The 24,671-nt window shown below is 68.1% G+C and carries 20 protein-coding genes; 7 read left to right on the plus strand and 13 right to left on the minus strand.

The annotated features are described in order from the left end of the window. Positions 1 to 11: 11 nt before the first annotated feature. From GJV26_RS29640 to GJV26_RS29660, 5 genes are all read right to left on the minus strand, one after another. Positions 12 to 1,199, minus strand: a complete 1,188-nt coding sequence (locus GJV26_RS29640) for a glycoside hydrolase family 88 protein (RefSeq protein WP_155712133.1) — start codon at positions 1,197 to 1,199, stop codon at positions 12 to 14. A 72-nt stretch (positions 1,200 to 1,271) separates the two neighbouring features. Further along, positions 1,272 to 2,897 (minus strand): extracellular solute-binding protein, encoded by a 1,626-nt coding sequence (locus GJV26_RS29645; protein ID WP_173346310.1) that lies wholly within the window; start codon positions 2,895 to 2,897, stop codon positions 1,272 to 1,274. A 53-nt stretch (positions 2,898 to 2,950) separates the two neighbouring features. Further along, the gene (locus GJV26_RS29650) at positions 2,951 to 3,898 is read right to left on the minus strand and encodes a carbohydrate ABC transporter permease (RefSeq protein ID WP_229419503.1); all 948 of its coding nucleotides are present in this window, start codon (positions 3,896 to 3,898) and stop codon (positions 2,951 to 2,953) included. Positions 3,899 to 3,907: 9 nt separating this feature from the next. Further along, on the minus strand, positions 3,908 to 4,882 hold the full coding sequence (locus GJV26_RS29655; protein ID WP_155712135.1) for an ABC transporter permease: 975 nt from the start codon (positions 4,880 to 4,882) through the stop codon (positions 3,908 to 3,910). A 26-nt stretch (positions 4,883 to 4,908) separates the two neighbouring features. Beyond that, positions 4,909 to 5,997, minus strand: a complete 1,089-nt coding sequence (locus GJV26_RS29660) for a LacI family DNA-binding transcriptional regulator (protein ID WP_155712136.1) — start codon at positions 5,995 to 5,997, stop codon at positions 4,909 to 4,911. Positions 5,998 to 6,164: 167 nt separating this feature from the next. Between GJV26_RS29660 and GJV26_RS29665 the strand changes: the two genes are divergently transcribed. From GJV26_RS29665 to GJV26_RS29675, 3 genes are all read left to right on the plus strand, one after another. After that, positions 6,165 to 6,521 carry a translation initiation factor Sui1 gene (locus GJV26_RS29665; RefSeq protein WP_155712137.1) on the plus strand — a complete coding sequence of 119 codons (357 nt, stop codon included), beginning with the start codon at positions 6,165 to 6,167 and terminating at the stop codon, positions 6,519 to 6,521. Between the two features lie 241 nt (positions 6,522 to 6,762). Further along, a complete protein-coding gene (locus GJV26_RS29670; protein WP_155712138.1) occupies positions 6,763 to 7,233 on the plus strand; it encodes a hypothetical protein in 471 nt (156 codons plus the stop codon). A gap of 106 nt (positions 7,234 to 7,339) precedes the next feature. Next, a complete protein-coding gene (locus tag GJV26_RS29675; protein ID WP_173346311.1) occupies positions 7,340 to 9,253 on the plus strand; it encodes a PAS domain-containing hybrid sensor histidine kinase/response regulator in 1,914 nt (637 codons plus the stop codon). 37 nt (positions 9,254 to 9,290) lie between these two features. Here GJV26_RS29675 and GJV26_RS29680 read toward each other — a convergent pair whose 3' ends face one another. From GJV26_RS29680 to GJV26_RS29695, 4 genes are all read right to left on the minus strand, one after another. After that, on the minus strand, positions 9,291 to 9,839 hold the full coding sequence (locus GJV26_RS29680) for a redoxin family protein (protein WP_189442011.1): 549 nt from the start codon (positions 9,837 to 9,839) through the stop codon (positions 9,291 to 9,293). After that, positions 9,836 to 10,405: a carboxymuconolactone decarboxylase family protein gene (locus tag GJV26_RS29685; RefSeq protein ID WP_155712140.1), complete on the minus strand. Its 570-nt coding sequence runs from the start codon at positions 10,403 to 10,405 to the stop codon at positions 9,836 to 9,838. The genes GJV26_RS29680 and GJV26_RS29685 overlap by 4 nt, the downstream gene beginning before the upstream one ends. Before the next feature lie 229 nt (positions 10,406 to 10,634). Further along, positions 10,635 to 12,419 carry a glycoside hydrolase family 43 protein gene (locus GJV26_RS29690; protein ID WP_229419504.1) on the minus strand — a complete coding sequence of 595 codons (1,785 nt, stop codon included), beginning with the start codon at positions 12,417 to 12,419 and terminating at the stop codon, positions 10,635 to 10,637. A gap of 198 nt (positions 12,420 to 12,617) precedes the next feature. Beyond that, on the minus strand, positions 12,618 to 13,385 hold the full coding sequence (locus GJV26_RS29695; RefSeq protein WP_155712141.1) for an MHFG family PEP-CTERM protein: 768 nt from the start codon (positions 13,383 to 13,385) through the stop codon (positions 12,618 to 12,620). A 296-nt stretch (positions 13,386 to 13,681) separates the two neighbouring features. Between GJV26_RS29695 and GJV26_RS29700 the strand changes: the two genes are divergently transcribed. Next, on the plus strand, positions 13,682 to 14,449 hold the full coding sequence (locus GJV26_RS29700; RefSeq protein ID WP_173346312.1) for an MHFG family PEP-CTERM protein: 768 nt from the start codon (positions 13,682 to 13,684) through the stop codon (positions 14,447 to 14,449). Positions 14,450 to 14,533: 84 nt separating this feature from the next. On the opposite strand, the gene GJV26_RS29705 is transcribed toward GJV26_RS29700, so the two are convergent. From GJV26_RS29705 to GJV26_RS29720, 4 genes are all read right to left on the minus strand, one after another. Further along, the gene (locus GJV26_RS29705; RefSeq protein WP_155712143.1) at positions 14,534 to 15,796 is read right to left on the minus strand and encodes an aminotransferase class V-fold PLP-dependent enzyme; all 1,263 of its coding nucleotides are present in this window, start codon (positions 15,794 to 15,796) and stop codon (positions 14,534 to 14,536) included. A 98-nt stretch (positions 15,797 to 15,894) separates the two neighbouring features. Next, positions 15,895 to 17,202, minus strand: a complete 1,308-nt coding sequence (locus GJV26_RS29710; RefSeq protein WP_189442013.1) for a hemolysin family protein — start codon at positions 17,200 to 17,202, stop codon at positions 15,895 to 15,897. Between the two features lie 128 nt (positions 17,203 to 17,330). Then, entirely contained in the window at positions 17,331 to 19,241 is a 1,911-nt protein-coding gene (locus tag GJV26_RS29715) for a glycoside hydrolase family 2 protein (RefSeq protein ID WP_155712144.1), read from the minus strand. Between the two features lie 22 nt (positions 19,242 to 19,263). Next, the gene (locus GJV26_RS29720; protein WP_155712145.1) at positions 19,264 to 21,999 is read right to left on the minus strand and encodes an exo-rhamnogalacturonan lyase family protein; all 2,736 of its coding nucleotides are present in this window, start codon (positions 21,997 to 21,999) and stop codon (positions 19,264 to 19,266) included. Between the two features lie 359 nt (positions 22,000 to 22,358). On the opposite strand from GJV26_RS29720, the gene GJV26_RS29725 reads away from it, so the two are divergent. The 3 genes from GJV26_RS29725 to GJV26_RS29735 form a co-directional block, all read left to right on the plus strand. After that, a complete protein-coding gene (locus GJV26_RS29725) occupies positions 22,359 to 23,330 on the plus strand; it encodes a hypothetical protein (RefSeq protein WP_155712146.1) in 972 nt (323 codons plus the stop codon). Then, entirely contained in the window at positions 23,327 to 24,178 is an 852-nt protein-coding gene (locus tag GJV26_RS29730) for a hypothetical protein (RefSeq protein WP_155712147.1), read from the plus strand. Before GJV26_RS29725 ends, GJV26_RS29730 begins: the two co-directional genes overlap by 4 nt. Further along, the coding region (locus tag GJV26_RS29735) for a hypothetical protein (RefSeq protein WP_155712148.1) at positions 24,175 to 24,671 on the plus strand (497 nt) is incomplete at its 3' end. The genes GJV26_RS29730 and GJV26_RS29735, both read left to right, overlap by 4 nt.

A 24,671-nucleotide genomic window follows, 5' to 3' on the forward strand; every position in this document is an offset into this window, starting at 1 on the left:
CCGCGCCGCCGTTACCAGTAGCTGGTCCACCCGCGTGCGACCCGGGCCAGCGCTTCGAGATAAAAGAAATCGCCCCACAGGTTCGCCTCGTCGACGCCCTGCCCGTGCGGCTTGCTGTAGACGCCGTGCAGCAGCAGCGCATCGCTGTGCGGCGGGCTGGCCGCGCAGCGCCGTGCCAGCCCTTCGAGGATGTGCAGCGCCGCCGAGTGGTAATGCGCCCGGTCGCGCGCGCCCTCCGCTCCCGGCGGCATCAGCGATGCCAGTTCCAGCAGGCCGCAGGCGGCGATGGCCGATGCCGAGCTGTCCCACGGCTCGCCGCTGCCGTCGCCGTAGGCCAGGTCCCAGTACGCCACGCCATGTGGCGGCAGTCGCGCGAGGAAGTAATCGGCCTGGCCGCGCGCCACGTCGAGCAGGCCCAGGTCCGGCGCATGGCGGTGGTTCAGCGCGAAGCCGTAGATGCCCCAGGCCTGGCCGCGCGCCCAGCACGAGTCGTCCGAGCGGCCCTGCGCGGTGCTGCCGCGCAGCGGTGCGCCGGATACGGGATCGAAGTGGAACGTATGAAAACTGGAGTGGTCCGGCCGCACCAGGTGGTCGCGCGACTGGCGCAGGTGCGACAGCGCCGCGTCACGGTAGTGCTGCTCGCCGCTTTGCGTGGAAGCCCAGTGCAGCAGTGGCAGGTTCATCAGGCAGTCGATGATGATCCGGCCGCGCTGTGCCGGGTCGTCGAGGTCGCCCCAGGCCTGGATGATGCCGGCGCCCGGCAGGTAGCGCGCCATCAGGCAGTCGGCGGCCTGCAGCGCGATGCGGTGTGCGCGGCTATCTCCCGTGTTGCGCCACTCGGCGATCGCCGACGGCGTGTACAGGAAGCCCAGGTCGTGGTGGTCGACCTGGATGCGTTCGGCCAGCCGCCATGCGAAGCTGGGCAACTGCCGCGCGGCGGCCTGGCCGAAGGCCGGGTTGCCGGTCAACTCGTGCGCGATCCACAGCATGCCGGTCCAGAAGCCGCTGGTCCAGCCGGCGTTGACGCCGGGCTCGTGGTGCTCGTAGCGGCGCAGCGTGTAGTGGTTGCCGGCCGTCGTGTCGTCCGGGAACCGTTCGGCAAAGCGTTCGAGATTGGCAGCCAGTTGTCGCAGCGCCAGCGCCAGCGCCTCGTCGAAGACGGCGCCCCGCGCCGGGATTTCCAGGGTGGTTGAAATCATGTTCAGGTCGTGATTATTGTTGGTAACGTTAACTATTCCAGGCAACAAAGGCCGGTGCCGCCATGGCGCGCATCATTTGCCCGCTTGTGTCGGGGGCGCAGGTGTGCGTGCGGCGGATTTGGCGTGGTACCGGTCGAGCGCCTTCTGCATATAGCCTGTCGCGCGCCGCACGCCCGCCTGGTCGAGCCGTTTCAGGTACAGGTCGAAATTTTCCATCGGCTCGCGGCCGGTAATGAAGCGCGTCGTCATCTCCGCGATGTACAGCTTCAGGTCGCTCATGATGGCATTGAACTTGCGCGAGTCGGCAGGGTCGACTTCCAGTGCTGGCAGCAGCAGTTCCGGCGAGGCGGCGGCCCACGTGGCGACCGCTTCGCGCTGTTCCGGCATCGTGTAGAACTGCGTCAGGTAGTTGGCGTCCTGCACCAGCGGCGCGCTTTGCACGCGGGCGTGCACGTAGATCGCTTCGGCCACCGACAAGGTGGGGTGGTGCATCACCTTTTGCGTGTAGCGCGGCTGGCCGTCGACCATCGTGTAGCTGAGCCCTTCGCGCCCGTAGGCCAGCACCCGGCCGCCCTCCTTCGAATAGCCGTAATCGAGGTAGCGCACGGTTTCCACCACGTGCCGGTTCTGGCTGCTGACGGCGGCCCCCAGGCCCGAATAGATCTGCCCAGCCTCCGGCCAGGTAAGAAAATGCCGTCCGCCGCTGCCCGGACCGCTGGGGTAAGGGACCGCCACCAGCCGGAAGCCGGGAAAGCGCTGCCGGTTCATGCTGGTGAAACGCGCCAGGCCGCCCCCGTTGAAGCCGGCGTAGGCGCCGACCAGGTTGTTGGTCATGCGCGCGTCGAACTGGCGTTCGGTCTGCGATACGTAATCGGGATCGATCAGGCCTTCCGCGTACCAGCGGCGCATCGTGGCCAGGAAATCGCGGTAGGCCGGTTCCGCCGGGCTGTAATGCACGCGGCCATCCTTGCGGAAGAATTCCGGCGCCAGCCCGAAGCCGCCGAGGAAGACCCACATCGGCGCGGGCAGCCCCGGCACCGCGCGGTCGCCGTTGATCGTCAACACGGAAAACGGGATCTCGTCCATCTTGCCGTTGCCGTTGGGGTCGCGCGTGCGGAACGCCTTGAGCACGCGGTACCAGTCGTCGATCGTCCGCGGCGCGGCGAGCCCCAGCTTCCGCAGCCAGTCGGCGCGGATCTGCGGCCCCCACACGCTGCGCACCTCCGGATCGAGGCGCAGCATCGGGAACGCATAGATGCGCCCGTCGGCCGTGGACACCTGGCGGAACACTTCCGGGTTCGCGTCCAGCAGCGCCTGGAAATTCGGCGCATGGCGACGGATCAGGTCGTTGAGCGGAATGATCACGCCATCGCGCAGCGCCTTTTCCGAACCGCCCGGATAGCCGAACCAGTCGGCCTCGATCACGTCCGGATACTTGCCGGATACCGCCAGCAGGTTGAAGCGCTCCTTCTCGGCGCCGAGGGGCGGATGGTCGAAGCGCACGCGGATGCCGGTGCGTTCGGCCAGCACCTGGTAGGCGGTCTGTTCGGCATAGCTGTGCATCGACACGGCGGCCTTGGCGTTGAAGTTGACGAACCACGTCAGGGTCAGCGGGTCGCGCACGATCGGCAGCGCCTGCGGCTCGTTGGCCGCCGCAGTCAATGGCAGCGACAGCAGGGCAAGGTTCAGCAGAACCATGTTCGATAAACGCGTCGGTAACGTTAACATCATCAGTCCTGAAGAAAGAGCGCTCATTCCTTGATTCCGCCCACCAGCACGCCCTTGGCGAAGAAGCGCTGCAGGAAGGGATAGACCGCCAGCACGGGCAGCGTGGCCACGATCACGGTCGCGTACTTGATCGTGGTGCTGAGCGCCTCGCGACCGGCGGCCTCGCCGGTCATCATCGAATCGGTACTGCTCGAGACGAGGATCTCGCGCAACACCAGCTGCAGCGGGAACAGCTCGCGGTCGGACAGGTAGATCATCGAGTAGAAATAACCGTTCCAGTGGGCCACCGCGTAGAACATGGCCACTACCGCCAGCGTGGGCATGCACAGCGGCACGTAGACCTGCGTGAGGATCGTGAGATCGCCGGCGCCGTCGATGCGGGCCGCTTCCTCGTAATCCTTCGGCACCGCGTTGAAGGCCGAGCGCAGGATGATCAGGTTCCAGGCGCTGACGGCGAACGGCAGGATCACCGCCCAGCGGCTGTCGAGCAGGCCCAGGTCGCGCACCAGCAGGTAGTTCGGCACCAGCCCGCCGGTGAAGAACATCGTGAAGATGATCATCAGCATCACGGGTTTTTCCAGCATCAGCCGCCGGCGCGACAGCGCATAGGCGCCGCAGCAGGTCAGCACCAGGTTCAGCGCGGTGCCGCCGACGACGATGAACAGCGTGTTGGCGAAGCCGCTGCGCACCATCGGGTTTTGCCAGACCCGCCCGAACGCCTCGAACGACAGGCCCTGCGGCAGCAGCATCAGGCCCTGGTGCGCGGCCAGCGCCACCGGCTCGCTCAGCGATGCGATCAGCACATAGTAAAACGGGTAGAAGGTGATGAAGCACAGCAGCGTGAGCACAGTGACGTTCAGTGTATCGAAGGCGGCACTGCCCCATCCCCGGCGCGGCCGGTAGTGGCGCAGCCGCAGCCGGGGCAGCGTTGCCGCAGGTGGCAGCGGGCTGCCTTGCATGGTCTCGTGCATGGGTGTCTCCTACCAGATGCTGTTGCCGGTCAGCTTGCGGCTGAGCCGATTGGCGGCCGCGAGCAGCAGCAGGGCCACCGCGGAATTGCACAGCCCGACCGCGGCCGCATAGCTGTAGTTCGCATCGAGGATGCCGTGGCGGTACACGTAGGTCGAGATCACGTCCGCGGTCTCGTAGGTGCCGGGGTTGTACAGCAGGATCACCTTCTCGAAGCCGACGGTCATCAGCTGCCCGAGCCGCAGCACCAGCAGCGTGCTGACGATCGGCAGCAGGCCGGGCAGCGTGACATGCACCATGCGCTGCCAGCGGTTGGCGCCGTCGATACGCGCCGCCTCGTACAGCGACGGGTTGATGCCGAACAGCGTGGCCAGGTAGATGATCGAGCCCCACCCCACGCTTTGCCAGATCTCGGAGCCGACGAACAGCGTGCGGAACCACGACGGATCGTTGATCAGGGGGTCCGGCGTGCCGCCCAGCGCCACGGCTACCTGCGTGAGGATGCCGTCGCGGGCCGCGAAGTCCAGCAGCATGCCGGCCACCACCACCACCGAGATGAAGTGCGGCAGGTACGTGATGGTCTGCACCAGCCGCCTGAATTTTTCGCTTGTCAGTTCGTTCAGCAGCAACGCCAGGACGATCGGCGCGGGAAAGCCGAACAGCACGTCGTAGATGTTGAGCAGCAGCGTGTTGGCGATCAGGCGCTCGACGAACAGGCCGTTGAAGAACTGGCGGAACCAGTCGAGACCCACCCACTCGCTGCCGGCGATGCCGGCGGCCGGGTTGAAGTCCTTGAACGCGATCAGCGTGCCGTACATGGGTACGTAATGGAACACCGCGAAGTACAGCACCACCGGCAGCAGCATCAGGTAAGCGACGCGGTTGCGCGCCAGGTCGCGGCCCAGGCGGCGCAGGTAGCCGGCCGGCGCGCGGGCCGGCGCGGGGTTCGGGCTGGCCGGCATCGCGGCGCGTCTCGGCGTATTCATCGGCTTGTCCATCGACGTATTCACCGTCATCCCTTCCTGGTGGCGCGCTTGCGGGTGCCCGCACCCGCCGGCGCCGGGGGCTGGATGGCGGTACCGGCGCGGCGCGGCGCCTTCGCGGTGGATTCGCGCAGCACCAGCTCGGATGGAAACTCCACCCGCTGCTGCTCGCCGCCCGCACCGGAAATGCGCAGCAGCAGCTCGCGCACGGCCGCCTCGCTGATCGCGGCCAGCGGCTGGCGCACCGTCGTCAGGCCCGGATGCACGTGCGCCGCCGCGGGGATGTCGTCGAAGCCGACCACGGAGACATCCTGGGGCATGCGCAGGCCGCAGGCGCGCACCGCGTCGATCGCGCCGAACGCCATCTCGTCGTTGGCGGCGAAGATCGCCGTGGGCGCGTCGGCGGCCGTCAGCAGCGCGCAGGCCGCTTCGTAGCCCGAGCGGCGGCCGAAATCGCCCGGCGCGATCAGTGCCGGATCGATGGCGATGCCGGCCCCCTCCAGCGCATCCTCGTAGCCGCGCTGGCGTTCCTGGCTCTGGCCGGTAAAAGCCGAGCCGGCGATGAAGCCGATGCGCCGGTGCCCCAGCTGCAGCAGGTGGCGCGTGACGGCGGCGGCCGCATCACCGTTGCCGCCGCGGACCACCGGCAGCTGCGTGGGCCGCCAGTAGTTCACCAGCACCACCGGCAGGTCGCGCTGTTCGAGCTGGCGCAGGTGCACATCGCTGATGCGCGGCAGGATCAGCAGCAGGCCGTCGCACAGGCCCTGCAGCATGTGGCCCAGGCCGCGGTTCGGCGCGTCGTCGACGCCGCCGATCGAGTTGTAGATCACCAGGTCCATCTCCAGCCGGCGCACCGCGCCGCTGACGGCACCGATGATCTCGTTGATCACCGCCGACTGGAGGTCGTTGACGAGGATGCCGATCACGTTGGTACGGCTGCCCTTCATCATCTTCGCCGACAGGTTGGGCGAGTAGCCCAGTTCCGCCGCGATGGCACGCACCTTGGCCCGCGTCTTCTCGGCCACGGCGCCTTCGCCGTTCAGCGCGCGCGACACGGTCATGACCGAGACACCGGCTTTTTCGGCGATCGTGATCAGGGTTACGGGAGGGGTTTTCATGGGTTCACATCTTCACTAACATCATTGGCGTTAACGTTACCATCAGCGCCCGACGTTGCAAAGATATTTTTGCAAAGACAGGAGGATTGATGAAACGCGACGCTGCCGGTGGGTGGCCGGGGTCGGTTAAACTGCATGCTTCACAACTTACGAAATCCAGGCAAGACATGAAACGCAGTTCATCCGGCGGCCTCGTCTATTCCACCGACGGCGGGCGCATGTGCCCCGAATGCCGGTCGGCCCTGTCGGCATGCACGTGCAAGGCCAAGGCCGCGCCCGTCGGCAACGGCATCGTTCGCGTGTCGCGCAGCACGAAGGGCCGGGGCGGCAAGTGCGTCACGCTTGTCGACGGACTGGCGCTCGATGCTGCCGCACTGGCCACCCTGGCCAAGGGCTTGCGCACGGCATGCGGTTCCGGCGGCACCGTGAAGGATGGCGTGATCGAAGTACAGGGCGACCACTGCGAGCCGGTCATGGCGTTTCTCCGGAAACACGGCCACGAACCGAAACGTACCGGGGGCTGAGCCGGCGCCGCCATCGGGCAGCCATCGGCCGCTCCCGGCGGCCCACCGGGCGGCGCTCGGCGCGGCCGCAATATGTACGTGGCGACACCGGGGCGCCGAGGTGGCTACAGTTGAGTGACTGTCTCGCACGGCGAGACCGTATCCGACTGGATCGCCGGCAGGGCGCCGGCCCGGGCCCTGCGCCCGGACCGACGGCATGCCGTTGCGATCGACAACCCACTTCCCCGAGAGCCCATACAAGATGACCATTCGCAACTTCCTTCCCTCCGCCCTGATCGGCGCCGTCGCCAGCGCCCGCTCGATGACCCCGATGGCCACCATCGCCGCGGCGCGCCTCGCGGGCCGCCATACCTCCGGCGAACTGTTCCTGCTGGACCGCCCCGTGTTCAAGGCCGGCGCGCTCGCGATGGGCGCGGGTGAACTGTTCGGCGACAAGATGAAGAGCGCGCCCGACCGCACCGTCTTCCTGGGCCTGCTGGCGCGCGTGATGAGCGCCGGGATCGCCGGCGCGGCGCTGGCGCCGCCGGGCCGGGAAAAAGCCGGCGCCGCGGTCGCGGTCGCGACCGCCGTGCCGCTCGCCTACCTGACGCTGGCCGGCCGCAAGCAGGCCATGGCGCGCATCGGCCAGACCCGCAGCGGGCTGATCGAAGATGCGCTGGTTGTCGCCGCGGGTGCCGCGATCGTGGCCCTGTCGACGCGAGCTGGGCAGTAACTGCTGCACATCGCCGTGGTGGCAGGCGTTCGCCTGCCTGCGTGACTTGCACGTATAGTTGCAACGGCGTCGCCGACAGCTGATGCCACCTACATCGAGGGCGCAAATGGCCGATCCGTTCGCAGAGTTCTGCTTCTCCCGCATGGTCGAGGAGGTCACCGACTATGCCATTTTCCTGGTCGATCCCGCCGGCATGATACAGACCTGGAATCCGGCGGCGCAAGTCATGAAAGGCTACCTTGCGAATGAAGTGATCGGCCGGCACTTCCGCATGTTGTATACGGAAGAGGACCGGCGCCGGCACCATCCGGAACATAATCTGAAGCACGCGGCCGAGCACGGAACGTTCCAGGAAGAAGCGTGGCGGCAGCGCAAGGACGGCTCGCTGTTCTGGGCCATGGTCGAAGTCATTGCGATACGGGACGGCGGCGGGGAACTCAAGGGCTTCTGCAAGCTCACGCGGGACATCACCGGCATGAAGCGCCTGCAGGACGACCTGGTTGCCGAGAAAGAGCGCGCCGAAGTCACGCTCGATGTCATCGCCGACGGGGTCATCTCGGTGGATGCTGCCGGCCGCGTCGAATACATCAACCATGAGGCCGAGCGGCTGGTCGACTGGGCGCAGGCGCAAGCCAGGGGAACCGCTGTCGAAGAGGTATTCGACATCGTGCAGCCCGAACACTACAGCGCGCACGAGGCGATGCTTGTCCTGGCCGACGCCAGTGGCATACCGCCGCGCACAACGCAAGTGCTTCGCACACGAGGCGGTGACCGGCATGTGATCGAAATGCGCCAGTCGAAGATGCCCGGCAGGGATGGCGAACCGGGCGGCATCGTCATCGTGTTCCACGACGTGGGCGAACGGCAGCGGATGGAAGCGGCGCTGCGCGATGCGGACCGGCGCAAGGACGAGTTCCTGGCCATGCTCGCGCACGAATTGCGCAACCCGCTGGCACCCGTGAGCGCCGCGGCCGAACTGCTTGCGCTCGGCACGCTCGATGCGGGGTCGTCGAAGAAAGCCAGCCAGGTCATCATTCGCCAGGTCAAGCACATGACCGAGCTGGTCGACGACCTTCTGGATGTCTCCCGGGTATCGCGCGGCCAGGTCACGTTGAAAATGACCTCGCTCGACATGAAGACCGTGGTGGGCAACGCTGTCGAGCAGGTCCGCCCGCTGATCGAAAACCGCCGCCACACGCTGGCAATCAGCCTGGCGCCGGCCAGGGCTTACGTCAGCGGCGATGAGAAGCGGCTCGTCCAGGTCATCGCGAACCTTCTCAACAATGCCGCGAAGTACACGCCGCCCGGTGGAGACATTCGTATCGCCATGTCGGTCTCGGACTCGACCGTCTGCATCGAAGTGGCCGACAACGGCGTCGGCATCGAACCCGCCATACAGGAACGGATGTTCGAACTGTTCGAGCAGGTCCAGCGAAATTCGGACAGGGTATTGGGAGGCCTCGGCATCGGCCTGGCATTGGTGCGAAGCCTGGTCGAAATGCATGGCGGCGCCGTGTCGTGCCACAGCGAAGGGCTCGGCCATGGCAGCCGGTTCACGGTCTGCGTGCCGGCGCTGCCACCGGATGCGGCGCTGCCCGAGCGGCGCGGCGCCGACCGGCTGACGCAACTGCCGGTTGGCGACACCCATCTCGACGTGCTGGTCGTGGACGACAATATCGACGCGGCGGAGATGCTGCAGTTCTTCCTGACGACGATGGGCCACGCCGTCCGGCTTGCGCATGCGGCAGGCAAGGCATTGGAGATGGTGCGGTCATCGGCACCGGACGTCTGCATCCTCGATATCGGCCTGCCCGACAGCAGCGGACATGACCTGGCGATCGGTATCCGGAAGGCGGCATCCCGGCCGCCTGTCCTGGTCGCACTGACCGGTTTCGGAACGGCGAACGACCGCGACCAGGCCGCCGCGGCCGGATTCGACCATTACTTCGTGAAGCCCGTCGACCTCAACGCGTTGGCCGGTATCCTGGGGAGCGTGACACGTCGCAACGCGGACGGTTGAGCAGTTCCGAACGCGATGCGCGCGGTCGCGCCGGTCTTCATGCCGTTGCCCGTTCCGGCACGCGGCATCCGTCGGTGCCACAGCCGTCGGTGCCGTGCCCCTCGTCGCCGCGCCCGCCGACTGCCGCTTCGGCCAGCAGCTGGCCGATCAGGGCTCCGGCACGCAGGTCGTCCACCTGGCCGAACAGCGTGTGGCGCAGCCGGCCCGCGCGGTCGAACAGCAGCAGGCTGGGCGTGCCCTGCAGCCCGTAGCGGCGCATCGTGCGCGGCACCGGCCCCTGCTCCGACTGCCGGTCGACCGCCACCGGAAAGCCGATCCGGTACTCGTGGAGGAAAGCGGCCAGCGCGCCGTCGTTCATCGCCGCGTGGTGCTCGAACACGGTGTGCAGGCCGATCACAGCCACGTCGGCCGGCGAGAACAGGTTCCGGATGGCCTTCGCCTGCGGGATGCCGTGGCTCACGCAGCCCGGGCACAGCATCTGGAAGGCATGCACCACCACCACCCTGCCCCGCATCGATTCGAGGGTCGGCGGCTGCGGCGCGTTGAACCATGCCGAGACTTCCAGTTCGGGCGCGGGCCCGTTCACTTCGCCCCCAGCTTCACGGCGGGGAAGTCGACCGGCACCTGCAGCGCCACGTTCACGTAGTTGGTGAACAGGTTCAGCGCCACGTGCGCCAGGATTTCGACGACCTGCCCGTCGTCGAAACCGGCGGCGCGCAGCGCTTCCACGTCGGCATCCCGTACCTGCGCGCGATGCTCGACGACGGCCACGGCGAACCCCAGCGCGGCTGCGGTCTTCGGATCGTCCGAACGGCCGGCCTGGGCGGCGCTCATCTCGGCGGAACTGGCGCCGGCCTTGCGGCCCAGCGCCGTGTGCGCGGCCAGGCAGTATTCGCAGGCGTTGCGATCGGCGATGGCCACGGCGATCTGCTCGCCCAGCTTGTGGCCCAGCGTGCCGCCGCCGAGGGCGCCGAACGCGGACCACATGCTGGCCAGGGCGGCCGGCGAATTGGCCACGGCGCGGAACATGTTGGGCGTGGCGCCGAACGTGCCGTGGATCTGTTCGAGCAGGTCGCCGGCGATGCCCGTGGCGGTGCGGGGTTCGACGAGCGCGACACGGGCGGAGGCGGAGGGGTGGGAGGTGACGGACATGGCGATTCCTTTCGACTGTAAGTTAGGATTCGTAAATATCATGAACGAAGATCGGGAACGAAAAATGGGATGCGGTGGGGGCTTCACTTTCTGCTGCGTCGCGTTCACCGCTGCCCATGACCGTCATCTTAGGCCATCCCGGAAATATGTCAAGGACTCCTAACTATATTTTTTTATCGCGTTGCAAGGCATGGCTACGCCGCCCCCGCCAGGGAAAGGCGCGACCCGGTCAGCGGCCGAAACGGAAGTAATCGAACTCCGCGTAGCCGGCCCGCGTGGCCGTGTTCGACGGCGTGCCGCCCGGCGCCTGCGCGAACAGTCCCACCTGGGTGCCGACCCAGCGGCCGGGCCGCGTGGTGAACGCGGAGCCGAATGGCCGGAAAGCGACGCCATCGAGGCTATAGCTGAAGGTCACCCTGGCATGCGTGGAACGCAGCATCGAGTGCCAGTAATGCGGCACGTCGGGGGCCGGTTCGGCCACTTCGACGGGGCTGAACGACAGCCGCACGTGGACGGGCCCCGTCACTTCCAGCGGCGCCGCGAGCACGGTTTCGGAACTCTGCTGCACTTTCCCCTTGTTGACACCCAGGTCGGCATCGAGCCGCGTGGCCTGCACCAGCCGCTGGCCGGCCGGCGTGTTTTCCAGGCCGATCCACGCATAGTCGTAGCCATACACCAGGAGGCCGGCACGCTCGCCCGGCTGGCCGCCGGGCTTCAGTTCGATGGACGTGGTGACCGAGAACGTCATGCCCGGCAGCTTCTGCGTCAGCAGGTGCCCCGCCTCCCACAGGTTGGCCGGGGACGATACTGCCTTCAGGCGCAGCCGCCCTTTCACGCCGCCGTCCACCCAGTCCGCCATCGGGTTGGCCATCCATTGCCAGCCCAGGTGGCGGCCATCGTCGAACTCGTCGCTAGCGACGGGCGCGGTCGCGGGTGGCTGCGCCGCCACCTTCGGCTTGCGGTGGCGGGTGACGGGTTCGCCATAATGCTCCTTGCCCTGCCGCGCGCCGATGACCGGCCAGCCGTCGGCGCCCCAGTGCATCGGCTGCAGGAACACCCGGCGCCCGTAGGAGTCGGTGTCCGAGAAGTGCACGAACCAGTCTTCGCCGGCCGGCGTGTGCACCCAAGCGCCCTGGTGCGGGCCGTTGATCGCCGTATCGCCCTGGTCCATGACGTTGCGGCCCTCGTACGGCCCCTCGATATGCCTGGCGCGGAATACGCCCTGCCAGCCGCCCTTGACGGAGCCCGAAGGCACGAACACGTAGTAGTAGCCGCCGCGCTTGTACAGCTTCGGCCCTTCGGTGGTGAACCACGGCGTCGGACCCTGCGACGTGGCCGCCTTCGGCAGCCTGTCGCCATCGATGATGCGCCTGCCGGCATCGAGGGTGCGCGTACCGTCCGCGCTCATCTTCTTCAGCGTGACGACGTTCTTGAAGCCGGCGCGCGAGCCGGCGAAGGCATGCACCAGCCAGGCCTGGCCGTCGTCGTCCCAGAACGGCGCAGGATCGATCGCGCCCTTCGAATCGTCGACCAGCACCGGCGCGGACCACGGCCCTTTCGGATCGGTGGCGCTGACCATGAAGATGCCGAAGTCCGGATCCGGATAATAAATGTAGAAGCGGCCTTCGCGATGGCGGATCGCCGGCGCCCACACGCCGCCGCCATGGCGCGGCACCGCGTGATGCGCCTCGGGCACGTTCTTCGCCAGCGCGTGGCCGATCAGCGTCCAGTTCACCAGGTCCTTCGAATGCAGCACCGGCAGGCCGGGCACGTTCGTGAAGCTGGAGGCGGTCAGGTAGAAGTCGTCGCCGACCCGCACCACGTCGGGGTCCGAATAGTCCCCATTCAGGATCGGGTTGATGAAGGTGCCGTCGCCCTGGTCGGGCATCCACACGCCGGCGGGCATCGGGGCGGCAACGGCCCTGGCGGCCTTGGCGGCCGGGGTGGCGGCATGGACTTGCGGGAGCGTGCAGCTGGCGGCCAGCAGCAGGCTGGCGAGGGTCGTGGATCGCAATATCGTCTCTTCGGGTTGTAAGGCATCCGGCCGCGCGCTCGCGGCCTTGTTAGCGCTCAATTTTGCACAGAATGTGATGTTGAGCGCAACCATACAACCGCGCAAGCTGGTGAGGGAATGCGCGGAGAGACACGATTCAAACCTGGATGCCGGCCGGCATGCCAACACGCCGGCGGACGGCTTGCGCCGGGCCGGAGCTTATTGCTGCGCGGCGCGGCGGCCGCGGGCGCGGCGCCGGGCCATGCCGGCCAGCAGCGCCAGGCCCGCGCCGATCATGCCGAGCGTGGCCGGTTCCGGTACGGGCGACAGTTGCGTGTGCTCCGTGCCAGGGCCCGGCGTGTGGCCGCCCATGCCGTAGGTGACCGCGCCGAACGGCGATTGAAAGCCCGCCAACGGTAGCAGCGCCGGCTGCGGCTCGCTGGCCACGGTCTGCGCCATGGCGTCGGCCGCGGCCACGTCGTCGGGCGAGGCGACGCGCGTGAACGCGGGTTCGGCAACGGGGATGGCATCCACTTGCGGCGGCGTCGCCGCCCCGGCCTTGGGCCCGCCCGCCCCGCTGCCGCCGCCCGCTACCCGTTGCACCCGGCTGATGTTGCCGCAGATTTTCGGCACGATCAGGCACTGCTCGCCCACGCAATACACGGTAGCCGGCTCGCGCGCCGCGGCGGACCAGCCGTTGCGCGTAACCGTCTCGCACACGGTGCGCTGGCCGAAATGCATGCCGGTGATCCGCGGGCTGTAATCGTACTTGCCAGCGATGCTGTCGCGCATGATGGCAACCGTGTCGTCCGCGCGCCCGCTCTCGATCCTGGCGATCAGCTGGGTGCGTACCGGCGCGGGAATATCCACGTAGCGGGACACCGCTTCGGTCACGCTGCCACGATACGGATTGCGGCCGGGCTGGTTCCACGAACAGTGGGACAGCATGGCGGTGGCAACGGCGGCACTGGCGAGCAGAGTGGACATGATGTCGTGGGTGTTGAATTTGGGTAACTATGAGTATATCCGCGGGACAATTTTATTACAATCTTGCAATTGAATGCTCCCAGGAACTTTGATACATCGACACAACAGTTACGTTGCAATTCGGGCTTCATCAAAACTAAAAGTTGTTCTTCAGCAGTTTATTGATGATAGGATTCTTTCCGTGGCCAAACTACCGCCACCAAAGTCCGGTGCCCTCATCGCCACCCGGACGGCCGCGATGGCAGGCCGTCCGTCTTGCAGTAGCCATCGCTGCGACAGCGCACGCCGCTCCAATCATGTCCCTGTTATTAGCTTCGGCCACCCTGACGGCAGCCGCGATGGTCCCCGCCTGTTCCTGGAACTCGCCGGGCCGCAATCCCTACCGCGGCACGGCCACCGAAGCGGTCTCCCGCTACATCGACATCCCGGCCGACACGCGTGCCCGGCTGGCAGCCAGCATCGATGCCGGCACGGCCGACGATGACGTGACCATCACGCGCGACGCGATCCGCGGCCGCAATGCATACCAGGCCGCCATCACCGACATGCACTTCGGGCGCCAGACCGTGTGCGAACGCGTCACGCGGGAACGCTGGCCGGCCGGCGCGCGCGAGCCGGCAAAGGTGTATTGCGCCGATGGCTACTGCCTGATCGTGCCGAAAATCTGCGGCAATATCAGCCGCATCCGCATGACAGGCGGCGGCACGTCGGGCGGCGGCAATGCCGGCGAAACGGGCGGTGCCGGGCCCGGACCCGGCACCGCGTTGCCCGCTTTCCCGCACCGCCCGGGGGCGATCCCGGAACCCGCGGGCGCGCCGGAAGTGGATATCGAAGCGGCCGACGCGATGGCGCAGCTGTCCATGGCGCCCGCCGCCCCCGCCCCGCGGCTGGAGACCGTGCCGGCACGTCCGTTCGGCGACTGGACGCCGGGGCCGATCGGGGCCATGCCGGGCGGGCCGCTGCCCGCGAGGGTGCCGGTACTGCCGGTGCCGGAACCGGCCGGGTGGCTGATGTTCCTGATCGGGGCGGCCAGCCTGTTGATCTACTCGCGCTTTCGCCGCTAGAAGGGGCAAAGCGCGCCGGCAACTGCGCTGGCAAGGAGCGCTGGCAGGATTTGCGGCACCGGCAACGGGCGCCGCAGGCGGCCGTCAGGCACGCGCCAGCGTGCGGATCGCCCCAACCAGCCTGTCCAGCTCCGCCGTGGTGGTGAAGAACGACGGCGTGACGCGGATGCAGCTGCCGGCCGCCGGGCCGTCGCGTGCCACCGTGAAGATGCCGTGATCGTCCATCAGCGTGCGGGCCAGCGCCACATTGGCCTCGAAGGTCGTCCTGCCGCGCAGGCGGAACGACGTTACCGCCCCGTACATCCCCGCTTCCTCGGGCGTCAGTATCTGCACGCCGGGAACCTCCAGCACCTGGCGCACCCAGTGGTCGCGCAGCGCGCGCAGGCGTGCCTGGCGCCATGCCAGCGGCACCTGGCCATGGAACCGCAGCGCGGCGGGAATCGTCATGATGGCGGCCACGTTGACCGTGCCGGAGTGCACCCGCGCACGGATATCCGAGGCGGGAAACAGGCTGTTGCCCCGTTCGATGCCGATATCCTGCAGCCGCCCGGCACGGATATAAAGGAAACCCAGTCCCAGCGGCGCGCCGATCCACTTGTGCAGGTTGGCGCCCACGAAGTCGGCGCCGAAATCGGGAATTTTATAGTCGAGCTGGCCCCACGATTGCGCCACGTCGACGATCACGTCCACGTTGCGCCCTTTCGCGATGCGCACGATCTCCGTGACCGGAATCACCAGCCCGGTGCGATGGCTGACATGCGTGAGCAGCAGCAGTTTCGTGCGCGGATGCCTGGCCAGTGCCTGTTCATAGGCCTCGATGACGTTCGCGCGCGATGCCGGTTCCGGGATCAGCACGGTCGCCACCGTGGCGCCGCCGCGCCGCGCAAGATCGTTCATCGCATCGATCATCGTGCCGTAATCGAGGTTGCCGACCATGACGGTGTCGCCCGCCTTCAGCAGCCGGTAGTTCGAGATCAGGTTCTGCAGCGATTCGGTGGCGCCGCGCGTGATCGCCAGTTCCGCGGTGGCCACGCCTGCGTGGGCGGCCAGCGTGGCGCGGATCGCCTCGATGCCTTCGCGGTCGAATTCGCGGCGCAGGTAGCGCGAGTTGTTGCGGTTCAGGTAATCGGTATTGCGGCGGTAGGCTTCCGCCACCGGTGCCGACATCACGCCGTAATACGCGTTCTCGAGGTTGACGAAACCGGTCGCCAGGTCGTAGCTGCCGGCAAGCGTGTCGCGGCCGTGCGCCGCCGGCGCCGCGGCGTTGCCGGCCGGCGCGGCGCCACCGAGTGCCGCGCCGGCCGCTACCTGCAGCAGCGAGCGCCGGCGATACTGGAATTGGTGCATGGATACCCCTTGGTGAGTGGACCGCACCACGTTACAGCTTGCGCAGCCGGCTGTCATGCCCCTTGGGGCAGATGCGCGGATGCCCGCGCCGCGCCGGTTCAGGCCTCGCCGGGCGTTTCCTCGTCCTTGCCGAGGCAAAAGGCGTGCACCTTGTCGATGCGCTTGTCGTCCATGCCGGCCACCACGAAGCGCCAGCTTTCCCACTCCACCGAGTCGCCCGCCGCGGGCAGGCGGCCCAGCAGCAGCATGATCATGCCGCTGATCGTGTGGTAATGGCCCTTCTCCTCTTCCGGCACGGCGCGCAGGACCAGGCGGTCCTTCAGCTCGTGGATCGGAATCGTGCCCTGCAGCAGCCACGAGCCGTCCGGCTGCGCCACGGCCCACGCTTCTTCCACGTTGCGCGGCGTGAATTCGCCGGTCAGCGCCTCGAGCATGTCCTGCACCGTGACGAGGCCTTCGATCCCGCCGTATTCGTCAATGACGAACACCATCTGCACACCGCTGGCGCGGAACTGGTCGAGCAGCCCCATGCCGGTCAGCGTCTCGGGCACGTAGACGGCCGGCTGCGCGATCGCGGCGAAGTCGGGCAACTGCCCTTTCGCCACCACCGCGAGCGCCTGTTTCGCGGTGACGATGCCCAGCACGTTGGCCAGGCCGCCGTCGCAGACGGGGAAACGCGAGTGTTCCGAGTCGAGCAGGCGCGCCAGGTTCTCGTCGACGGACAGGCGCATGTCGAGATAGACGATGTCGGAGCGCGGCACCATCAGCGAACCGAGCTTGCGGTCGTCGAGGCGGAACACGTTGCGCACCATGTCGTGCTGCTGCTGCTCGATGGCGCCGCTTTCCGAGCCTTCTTCGAGCATCGCGTGGATTTCTTCCTGCGTGACGCTGTTCTGCGATGTCTGCCGCACGCCCATCAGCCGCAGGATCGCGTGGGTGGAGCCGGTCAGCAGCATCACGAACGGGCGCGTCATCACCGCCAGGCTCTGCATCGGCCGCGCCACCAGCCGCGCCACCAGCTCGGGGCTGAGCTGGCCCAGGCGCTTCGGCACCAGCTCGCCGATGACGATCGACACGTAGGTGACGACGATGACGACACCGGCCGTGGCGGTGATCTCGGCCGGCTGTTCGTTCATGCCGTGCCCGATGAACCAGCGCGACAGCGGCGCCGCCAGCACGGCCTCGCCGACGATACCGTTCAGGATGCCGATCGACGTGATGCCGATCTGGATAGTGGACAAGAAGCGGGTCGGGTCTTCCGCCAGCTTCAGCGCCGCTGCCGCTGCATGATCGCCCTCGCCCGCCAGCTTCATCAGCTTGCCCCTGCGCGCCGTCACCAGCGCGATTTCCGACATGGCAAACACCCCATTCAACACGATCAGGCCGATCAGTATCAACGACTCCACTTACGTCCCTTTATCACACGCGAAGGGATGATCGTAGCATGTTGCCAGCAATACCCGCGCGGCAACGAATTTACAGCCCAGCTCGTGTCACACTGGTGCCTGGCACCAGTGTGACACGGACTCGACAGTTACGGTGCGGTACCTGCCTTGCCGCGGTAGTAGTCGGACAGCACGCCGAACGCCTGCTTGCGCGCACCCGTTTCGGAGACAAGCCCCTTGCGGTTCCAGCCGTCCTGGAACACGGGATGCTCGCGCCGCGGCGACTGGAAGTCCTTCAGGATCCACGGCGACAGGCCGCGCAGCGTCGGGATCTTCTCGGCCATCGCCAGCGTCTTGCGGTAGTACTGGGCCTGGTATTCCTCCGTGAACTTCTTCATGCCGTCGTTGCGGTAGCCGGCCAGCGCGTCGGCGCCGAATTCGGAGAGGATCAGCGGCCGGTCGGCCGGCACCTTCCACTTCAGCGTGGGCAGCGCATCGAGCGTGTCGTTGCCGTACCAGCCGGCGTAGGTGTTCACGGCCAGCACGTCGAGCTTGTCGACCAGCGGGTCCTTGATCACGGTGACATCCTCGCCGTTTTCCTTGTGCCGGTCGACCAGCAGCGCGGCACTGACCAGGCGCGTCGGGTCCAGCGCGCGCACGTTGTCGGCCATGGCGCCGTGGAAGGCGGTGCGGGCCGGCGACACCGGCGTTTCGTTCCCCACGCTCCACAGCACCACGGCGGCGCGGTTGCGGTCGCGGTAGATCGTTTCGGCCTGCATCGCCAGCGCCTTGCGCAGCACGGCCGGATTTTCCCAGTCCACCGTCCAGTAGACGGGAATCTCGCTCCATACCAGCAGGCCCATCTCGTCGGCCAGCCGCACCGTGGTTTCCGAATGCGGGTAATGGGACAGCCGCACGTAGTTCGCATTCAGGCCGAGCTTGATTTCCGACAGCAGCGCGCGCGATGCCTGTTCCGTCATGTTGCGCGCCGGGTTCGGGCCGAACTCTTCCTCGTGCAGCGAAATCCCGCGCAGGAACAGCGGCTTGCCGTTCAACAGGATCTGGTTGCCCTTGACGGCGATCGTGCGAAAGCCGATGCGGTCGCGCACCGTGTCGCCGCCGGCCGAAAAGCGCACGTCGTACAGTTTCGGACTGTCCGGCGACCAGCGTTCAAGCTTCGCTGGCGCCGGGATGTCGAACACGGCCCGTCCGTTCGCATCCGTCCTGGCGGTGGCCGTGGACAGCGCACCGATGGCGACCGTGACCGCCTGGTTGGCCGCCTGCGCGCCCTGCAGGCGCACTTCGCCGGCGATGCGCCCGTCCGGCTTGAGCGTCAGCGTGGCGTCGTCGATGAAGGTGGCCGGCGTGCGGATCAGTCGCACCGGCCGGGTGATGCCGCCGTACAGGTCCCAGTCGGTGATGAAGGTGGGGATCGACTGCGCGTCGTGCGTGGAATCGACGCCGACGGTCAGCCGGTTGTCGCCCTCCTTCAGCGCGTCCGTCACTTCCAGCACGAACGGCGTGAATCCGCCTTCGTGCCGGCCGATCTCCTTGCCGTTCAGGTAAACGTAGGCCTTGTAGTTGACGGCCTCGAAGCGCAGGAACGCGCGCTCGCCCTCCCTCGCCGGTGCCTTGAACTTGCGCTGGAACCAGACCAGGCCGTCGTAGTAGCGCATCTCCGGCGTGGCCGCATTCCACGCGCCCGGCACGGCGATCCGCGGCCCCCGGTCCATGTCGAATTCGTAGAAGTCGGTGGTGCCGCGCGCTTCCTCGGTCGCCACGTCCAGGTCGCGGTAGCGCTGCATGCGCGACTTGGCGACCCAGCCGTTGATGTCGGTCAGGCCGGTCCGGTACAGGTCCTTTGAATACGTCCATTGCCCGGAGAGGTCCTGGCTGTCGCGCGACAGCGCGCCGGTCAGCAGGAAGGCCGGCCGCAGTTGCGTAGCCGCATTTGCAGCCGAACCCGCGGCGGAAAGCGCCGTGGAAGGCAACTCCGCAGCGGCCACGCCGGACGCCGCGCATCCCGCCACCACGAGCAGGGCAAGCACAAGTTTTTTCATCGTTTCTCGATTCACGTAAAAATCAGGGCACCAGGCCAGCGGCGCGGGCGGCTTCATCCAGGGTATCGCCGACCAGCGCCAGGTGCTGGATCGCGGCCAGGCCCCATTGCGCCGAGCCGTTGGTACTGATGTCGGGCATTTCATCGAGCGGGCGCAGCACGGCGGGGCCGTCGATGCGCCGCGGAAGCGCCGGTCCGCGCTTCAGCTCGCCGGACTGGAGGAATTCGCGCCACGCGCGCAGCGCCAGCGTCCGGTCGCGTTCCTGGAACGCGGCATACGCGGTCATCCGCGAGTTGGTCTCGCTCATGCCGCGCCCGCCGGGGTCGCGCCCCAGCAGCGCCACGATCTCCTCCTTCGGGGCGTTGTACGTGCGGCAGTACCGCAGCCACGCCTTGCGGTACGCGGGCACGTCGACCAGCGTCAGCAACTCGGAATTCATTTCCACCACGCCGAACACGCCGTTCAGGTTCGAAAACCCGGGATTGTCGCCGGGGCCGATGAACCTGCCCGTCCGGTGGTCGTACGGGGCCGCGGACGTGAACCACTGCCACTTCAGCGCCGCGATGGTCTCCATGCCGTTGACGATCCTGTCGCGCCAGCGCGTGTCGCCGGTGCGCTCCCACTCGGCCAGCCAGGCGGCGATCAGCGAGCCCCACACGGTGCCGAACGACGCGACGACATGCTGGCTGTCCGGCGTGCCGGGCTGCTTCGCCAGCTTGCGCGAGATGTCCACCTTGGCCAGGTCCGCGTCGGAATCGAGCAGTTCGCGCATCAGGTCGCCCACCCGCTCGTCGGCGGTCAGGAAGTAATAGATGCGCCGGTATGCGGCATTCGACACGCGCGGCTGCTTCGACGAGTCCGACCAGTGCTGCACGCCGTGCCGCGTGCCGAATCCCTTGAAGCGGCCCTGGTGGTACACGTCCACCTCGCCCGTGTGGCGGGTCATCGCCTCGGCGAAGCGGAACAGGTCGGCCCGGCCGGTGCGCAGGTAGCTGTACCACAGCCACAGGTCGGTCGACAGCTCGGAGTTGTCCCATGCGTAGCCGCCGATATCGTAGCGCCACATGTGGCGGTCGGCGTCATAGGCATGCATCACGTCGCCGTACGACCAGAAGCCGTACCAGCGATGCTGTTCGGCCTCGCGCAGGTACTGGTCCAGTTGCGCCGCGAGCCGGTCCTCGACCAGCCTGCGGGCAGGCGTGCCGGTGTCGACCGGGTCCCAGTCGCCGAACACGCCGCACCCGTGGATGCGGGCCGGCGCCAGCACCAGCCGCGCCGGGTTGGCCACCTGCCCGGCCATGGCGGACAACGTCTCGTGCGACGGCGTGCCACCCAACACCCACAGCTGCAGTTCGGACGTGCGCGCCACGCCGGCCGCCGCGTCCCAGCCCGCCTCGTAGTCCTCGTAGGTGATGTTCAGGCCGGCGATCTGCTTCTCGTGCGTGTCCATGCCGTCCTCGCCGCGGTAGGAGCGCATGTCCATCGCGGGCGCCGAGGGCGACCACAGCCAGGCCGTCACGTCCGCCATCGCGGTGGCGGCGTTGCGCACGTCCAGCCGCACCGGCGCGCGCTGCCAGAAATCCTTCAGGCCCAGCGCCACCCCGCCCGCGGCCCCGCCGGCGTACAGCAAGCCCTTGGAACGGGTGCCGGCGTTCGCATCGATCCAGGCGCGGCCCGGCTGCGTGCGTTTCTTCAGCGTGAAGCCGTCCGGCGACAGCTGCGACAGCGAAAAGTCGCCCCACTCCGGAATCCACCGCAGGCCGTCCTGGACGGGCTTGGCCATGCCGGCAAGCGGCGGCAGCGCCTTGCCCGCCACCTGGGCATCCCTGAATGCCTGCCCGGGGTCGCGCCGCAGGCCCGTAACCGGCCGCACCGCCTCGCCCCACACGCCGGCGCCCTCGCCGGCAAACCGGATATGCCGGTCGACGGTCCGGTCGGTCATCGGCACCTGCGCGGTCACGCCCAGCCCGCGGATGAAATCCTTCTCCGGCGCGCCGTCGTAGATGAACGAATGGACGATGCGCACGCTATCCGACCCGGCGTAGAAGTACAGGCGCACCGAGAACGGCAGCCAGTCGCGCCCGCCGCCGGTGTGCAGTCCGTCGAGTTTGACCACCGCGCGCACGGGCCCGGTCTGTTCGACCGTTGCCTTCGTGACCTTGCTCGTGAACGGCTGCTGCGAAACGCTGCCGGCGCCTTCCGGCTCCGGGCCGTCCTGGCGCAGCGCGACCAGCTTCAGGTTCTGCATCGTGACCCGGCCGGCGCGGGCCGCGCTGGCGACCAGGTACTCGCCGGAAGCCGGCACGGTCCACACGAGCTCCCCGGCGGTGACCACGATCCGCCCTGCCGCCTGGCGCACCGATACCGTGCCGCCGCCGGAACCGCCGGCCTGGATGTCCCAGCCGTCGGCCGGCGTGCCGCCCGCGACCGCATGCGCCGTCCATTTCAGCGAACCGTCCGGCCAGTATGCCAGCGGCCACGATTGCATGGCCGGGCCGCCGGCGCCCAGCGTGAAGTCGAGCCGTTTGCCCGACGGCAGGCGCAACGTGCCGCGCGGCCATGGCACGCCGAGCGTGGCGCCGTCGAAACGGGCCGGCGGCTTGCCGTCCAGCCAGCGCAATGCGGTGCCGGACACCGGCGCGGACTTACCGCCGGCATTCGCGGTCACGGCCCCGGCCAGGCCGGGCAGCGAGGACAGCATTGATGCGGCCGCGGCCGATTGCAGGAAGCGCCTGCGCGAGGTGGGGCAGATGGACATGGGTCTCCGGCGCGAACCGACTTGCCGGCGGCCGCCGCCGGCAAGTCGTCGCTAATATATTAGTGTGCGGGACGATGGTACCCGGCTGTGTTCGCCGCTGTCCATCGCCGGGCGGAATCGATCAGGCTGTTGATCGCCGGAGGGGGCCGGCGCATGCGCCGGCAAACGCATGCGCCGGCAAACGCATGCGCCGGCGAAATGCACGGGTCGGCGAATTGCATTCCCCGGCCAAGCGCATGCGCCGGCAACCCGACTGTGGCGGGCTGTGGACACGCCGGTCCCGCCGGCTCTTTGCTTGCGAGCCGCACGGGCGCACAATGGCCGTGAACGCGGGCACGCGGGAACTGAGGGAGGCAGCGATGACGACGGTGGCACGTTTGCTGGACCGGCTTGCCGAAAGCGGCCGCGGCCTTATTTTCCTGGTCAACCTGAAAGACACCCTCGACAGCGGCTTCGACGCGGCGCCGCTGCGCGAAGTGTGCCGCGAGCTGGCCGCCGCGATGGCGGGCACGCCGGATGCCAGCCCGACACCGGACGAACTGGTGGAAGACCTGGGCGGCCGCTGCGTGAGCCGCGGCTTCTGGCGCCACTCCACCGAGCCGCTGCTGCAGCCGAACGGCGCGGCACCGTGGACGGTGCTGTCCCGCGTCACGACCTACGGCCGCTTCTTCACGTCCGTGATGGACCGCCGGCCGGGCGCGCCGCGGCTGGCGGTGCCGGCGCCTGCCGAGCTGGGCGCCGGGTGCCGGTCCGAGATCCGGCCGGAAGACGTGCCGGCCGTGCAGGACTATGTGGACAGCGGGCGCTGGAAGGACGACGTCGACAGCGGCAAGGTGCGCTTCGGCGGCCATTGCGTGTGGGTGGCGCCGCAGCGGGAACTGATCCGCCGGCAACGGCACGTGCGCAAGCCCGTGCCCGACTATTACCGCGACATCATCGGCCTGTCGCACCTGATGCCGGGCCACCACCTGATCCGGCTGGACCTCGACCTGGACGCCTGGACAGGTGGCACGCGGGTGCTGCGCCGCCGCCCCCACGGCGCGTGCAACGGCGGGCCGCGCTTCCGCATGACCTACGACGGCCCGGTGTGCAGCGGCAACTGGGGCCGCACGGTGAACCTTGCCGTGGTGGCGCAGTACCGCAACGCGAGCCTGAACGGCGTGCCGGAAATGGTGATGGAGCCCTTCACGGTGCCGCTGGCCGCCGTTACCGCGCAATATCTCGGCGAGGTGCGCTCGAAACCGGAAACCAACGACGGATATTTCCTCAGGCGGATGACGCCGGAACCGATCGACCGCATCGTCCGCGCGCTGGCGGAGGCCCTGTCATGACCCGCCGCTGCCTGCCGCACGACGTGCTGCTGCTGTGCGCGCGCTGGACCGATCCCGAGCACTTCCCCGGCGACCGCGCCGTGACCGGCTGGGACTGGCGCACCCACTACGAGCGGCGCCTCGAAGCGACGATGGCGCAGTGGATCGGCAAGGCCATCCTGGGCTGGCAGTTCGACAACCGCCGGGCCGTGGCCTTCGCGCCGGTGGCGCACCTGGTCGGCACCGCCCGCGAGGACCTGGACCACATCGATTCGATCGCCCGCATCTGCCGCGAGCTCGGCAGCATGCCGGATCCGAACTACCGGCCTTCGTCCGATCCGGGAGGGCCCGCGACCGGCCAGGTGTACCTGGGCGTCTGCCTGGAGAACGGCATCGCGCTCGCGCTGAAACTGCTGGTGCAGCGCGCGACGGACCACGTAAACGCCGGCGAGCAATACCTGGCCGCGCTGCACGACCTGCTCCGCCTGGTGCAGACGGTGCGGCCGTTCAACGCGGCCGAACCGCTGTGCGACGCATGGGACCTGCTGTTCCGCGACGGCCACGCCGCCATGTTCACGGCCGACGAAACGCGCATCCTGCGGCACCAGTTCGTGCTCGCCCTGTACCCGCTGGCGCACACGGGACTGCAGCACGAGCGCATCGCGCAACTGGTCGCGCACCTGGCCGGCGATACGCGGGGCATGGAACGCGGCATGGCGGCGGACGTGCGGGCCACGTACCAGATGATCTTCGGCTGCGGCGATACCACGTGCCCGGACGACGCGATCGACGTGGAGACGGCGCCGGCACTGCCGGCCGGCTTCCCGGCCGGCTGGAACCAGGCGTTCGCGCCGGGAGCGCTGCCATGAGCGCGGCCATCGGCGCCCAGGGCTCCGCCGACGTGCAGCAGCGCGTGCACGGCGCCGAGCACCGGCTGAAGGAACTGATCGGCGACATGCACGATATCTGGCACAGCTCGCTGGCCGAACTGGCGCCGGACGGCCGCCTGAACCTGTACGCGGTCGATTCCGACGTGGTCTACATGTTCATGGCGCCCGACAGGCTGCACCACTATGGCGCCCTGTTGCGCTACGACGGCGAGGCGCGCCACCTGGAAGACCGCGAGCTGCAGGTGCTCGAATCGAAGCTGGTCGAATTCCTCGGCAACCTGATCTTCTTCCAGCTGCAGCCCGATTGCGCGCCGCTGCTGATCGGCGACCATGCCATCGAGCTGCAGAAGATCCTCACCGATGCCGGCGAGGATGCGATGCGCATCCTGCGCAACTGGGAAGCGATCACGCTGCAGCTGAAGAAGTCGGCCGGCGATGTCACGAGCGTCAGCCGCGAGCGGCTGCAGGATGC

Origin of the sequence: Pseudoduganella dura (assembly GCF_009727155.1) — a bacterium.
Taxonomy (GTDB): domain Bacteria; phylum Pseudomonadota; class Gammaproteobacteria; order Burkholderiales; family Burkholderiaceae_D; genus Rugamonas; species Rugamonas dura.

Coding starts and splice junctions, on each gene's coding strand:
- GJV26_RS29640 (WP_155712133.1), bottom strand. CDS start 1,199: ATGATTTCAACCACCCTGGAAATCCCGGCGCGGGGCGCCGTCTTCGAC.
- GJV26_RS29645 (WP_173346310.1), bottom strand. CDS start 2,897: ATGGTTCTGCTGAACCTTGCCCTGCTGTCGCTGCCATTGACTGCGGCG.
- GJV26_RS29650 (WP_229419503.1), bottom strand. CDS start 3,898: ATGCACGAGACCATGCAAGGCAGCCCGCTGCCACCTGCGGCAACGCTG.
- GJV26_RS29655 (WP_155712135.1), bottom strand. CDS start 4,882: ATGAATACGCCGAGACGCGCCGCGATGCCGGCCAGCCCGAACCCCGCG.
- GJV26_RS29660 (WP_155712136.1), bottom strand. CDS start 5,997: ATGAAAACCCCTCCCGTAACCCTGATCACGATCGCCGAAAAAGCCGGT.
- GJV26_RS29665 (WP_155712137.1), top strand. CDS start 6,165: ATGAAACGCAGTTCATCCGGCGGCCTCGTCTATTCCACCGACGGCGGG.
- GJV26_RS29670 (WP_155712138.1), top strand. CDS start 6,763: ATGACCATTCGCAACTTCCTTCCCTCCGCCCTGATCGGCGCCGTCGCC.
- GJV26_RS29675 (WP_173346311.1), top strand. CDS start 7,340: ATGGCCGATCCGTTCGCAGAGTTCTGCTTCTCCCGCATGGTCGAGGAG.
- GJV26_RS29685 (WP_155712140.1), bottom strand. CDS start 10,405: ATGTCCGTCACCTCCCACCCCTCCGCCTCCGCCCGTGTCGCGCTCGTC.
- GJV26_RS29695 (WP_155712141.1), bottom strand. CDS start 13,385: ATGTCCACTCTGCTCGCCAGTGCCGCCGTTGCCACCGCCATGCTGTCC.
- GJV26_RS29700 (WP_173346312.1), top strand. CDS start 13,682: ATGTCCCTGTTATTAGCTTCGGCCACCCTGACGGCAGCCGCGATGGTC.
- GJV26_RS29705 (WP_155712143.1), bottom strand. CDS start 15,796: ATGCACCAATTCCAGTATCGCCGGCGCTCGCTGCTGCAGGTAGCGGCC.
- GJV26_RS29715 (WP_155712144.1), bottom strand. CDS start 19,241: ATGAAAAAACTTGTGCTTGCCCTGCTCGTGGTGGCGGGATGCGCGGCG.
- GJV26_RS29720 (WP_155712145.1), bottom strand. CDS start 21,999: ATGTCCATCTGCCCCACCTCGCGCAGGCGCTTCCTGCAATCGGCCGCG.
- GJV26_RS29725 (WP_155712146.1), top strand. CDS start 22,359: ATGACGACGGTGGCACGTTTGCTGGACCGGCTTGCCGAAAGCGGCCGC.
- GJV26_RS29730 (WP_155712147.1), top strand. CDS start 23,327: ATGACCCGCCGCTGCCTGCCGCACGACGTGCTGCTGCTGTGCGCGCGC.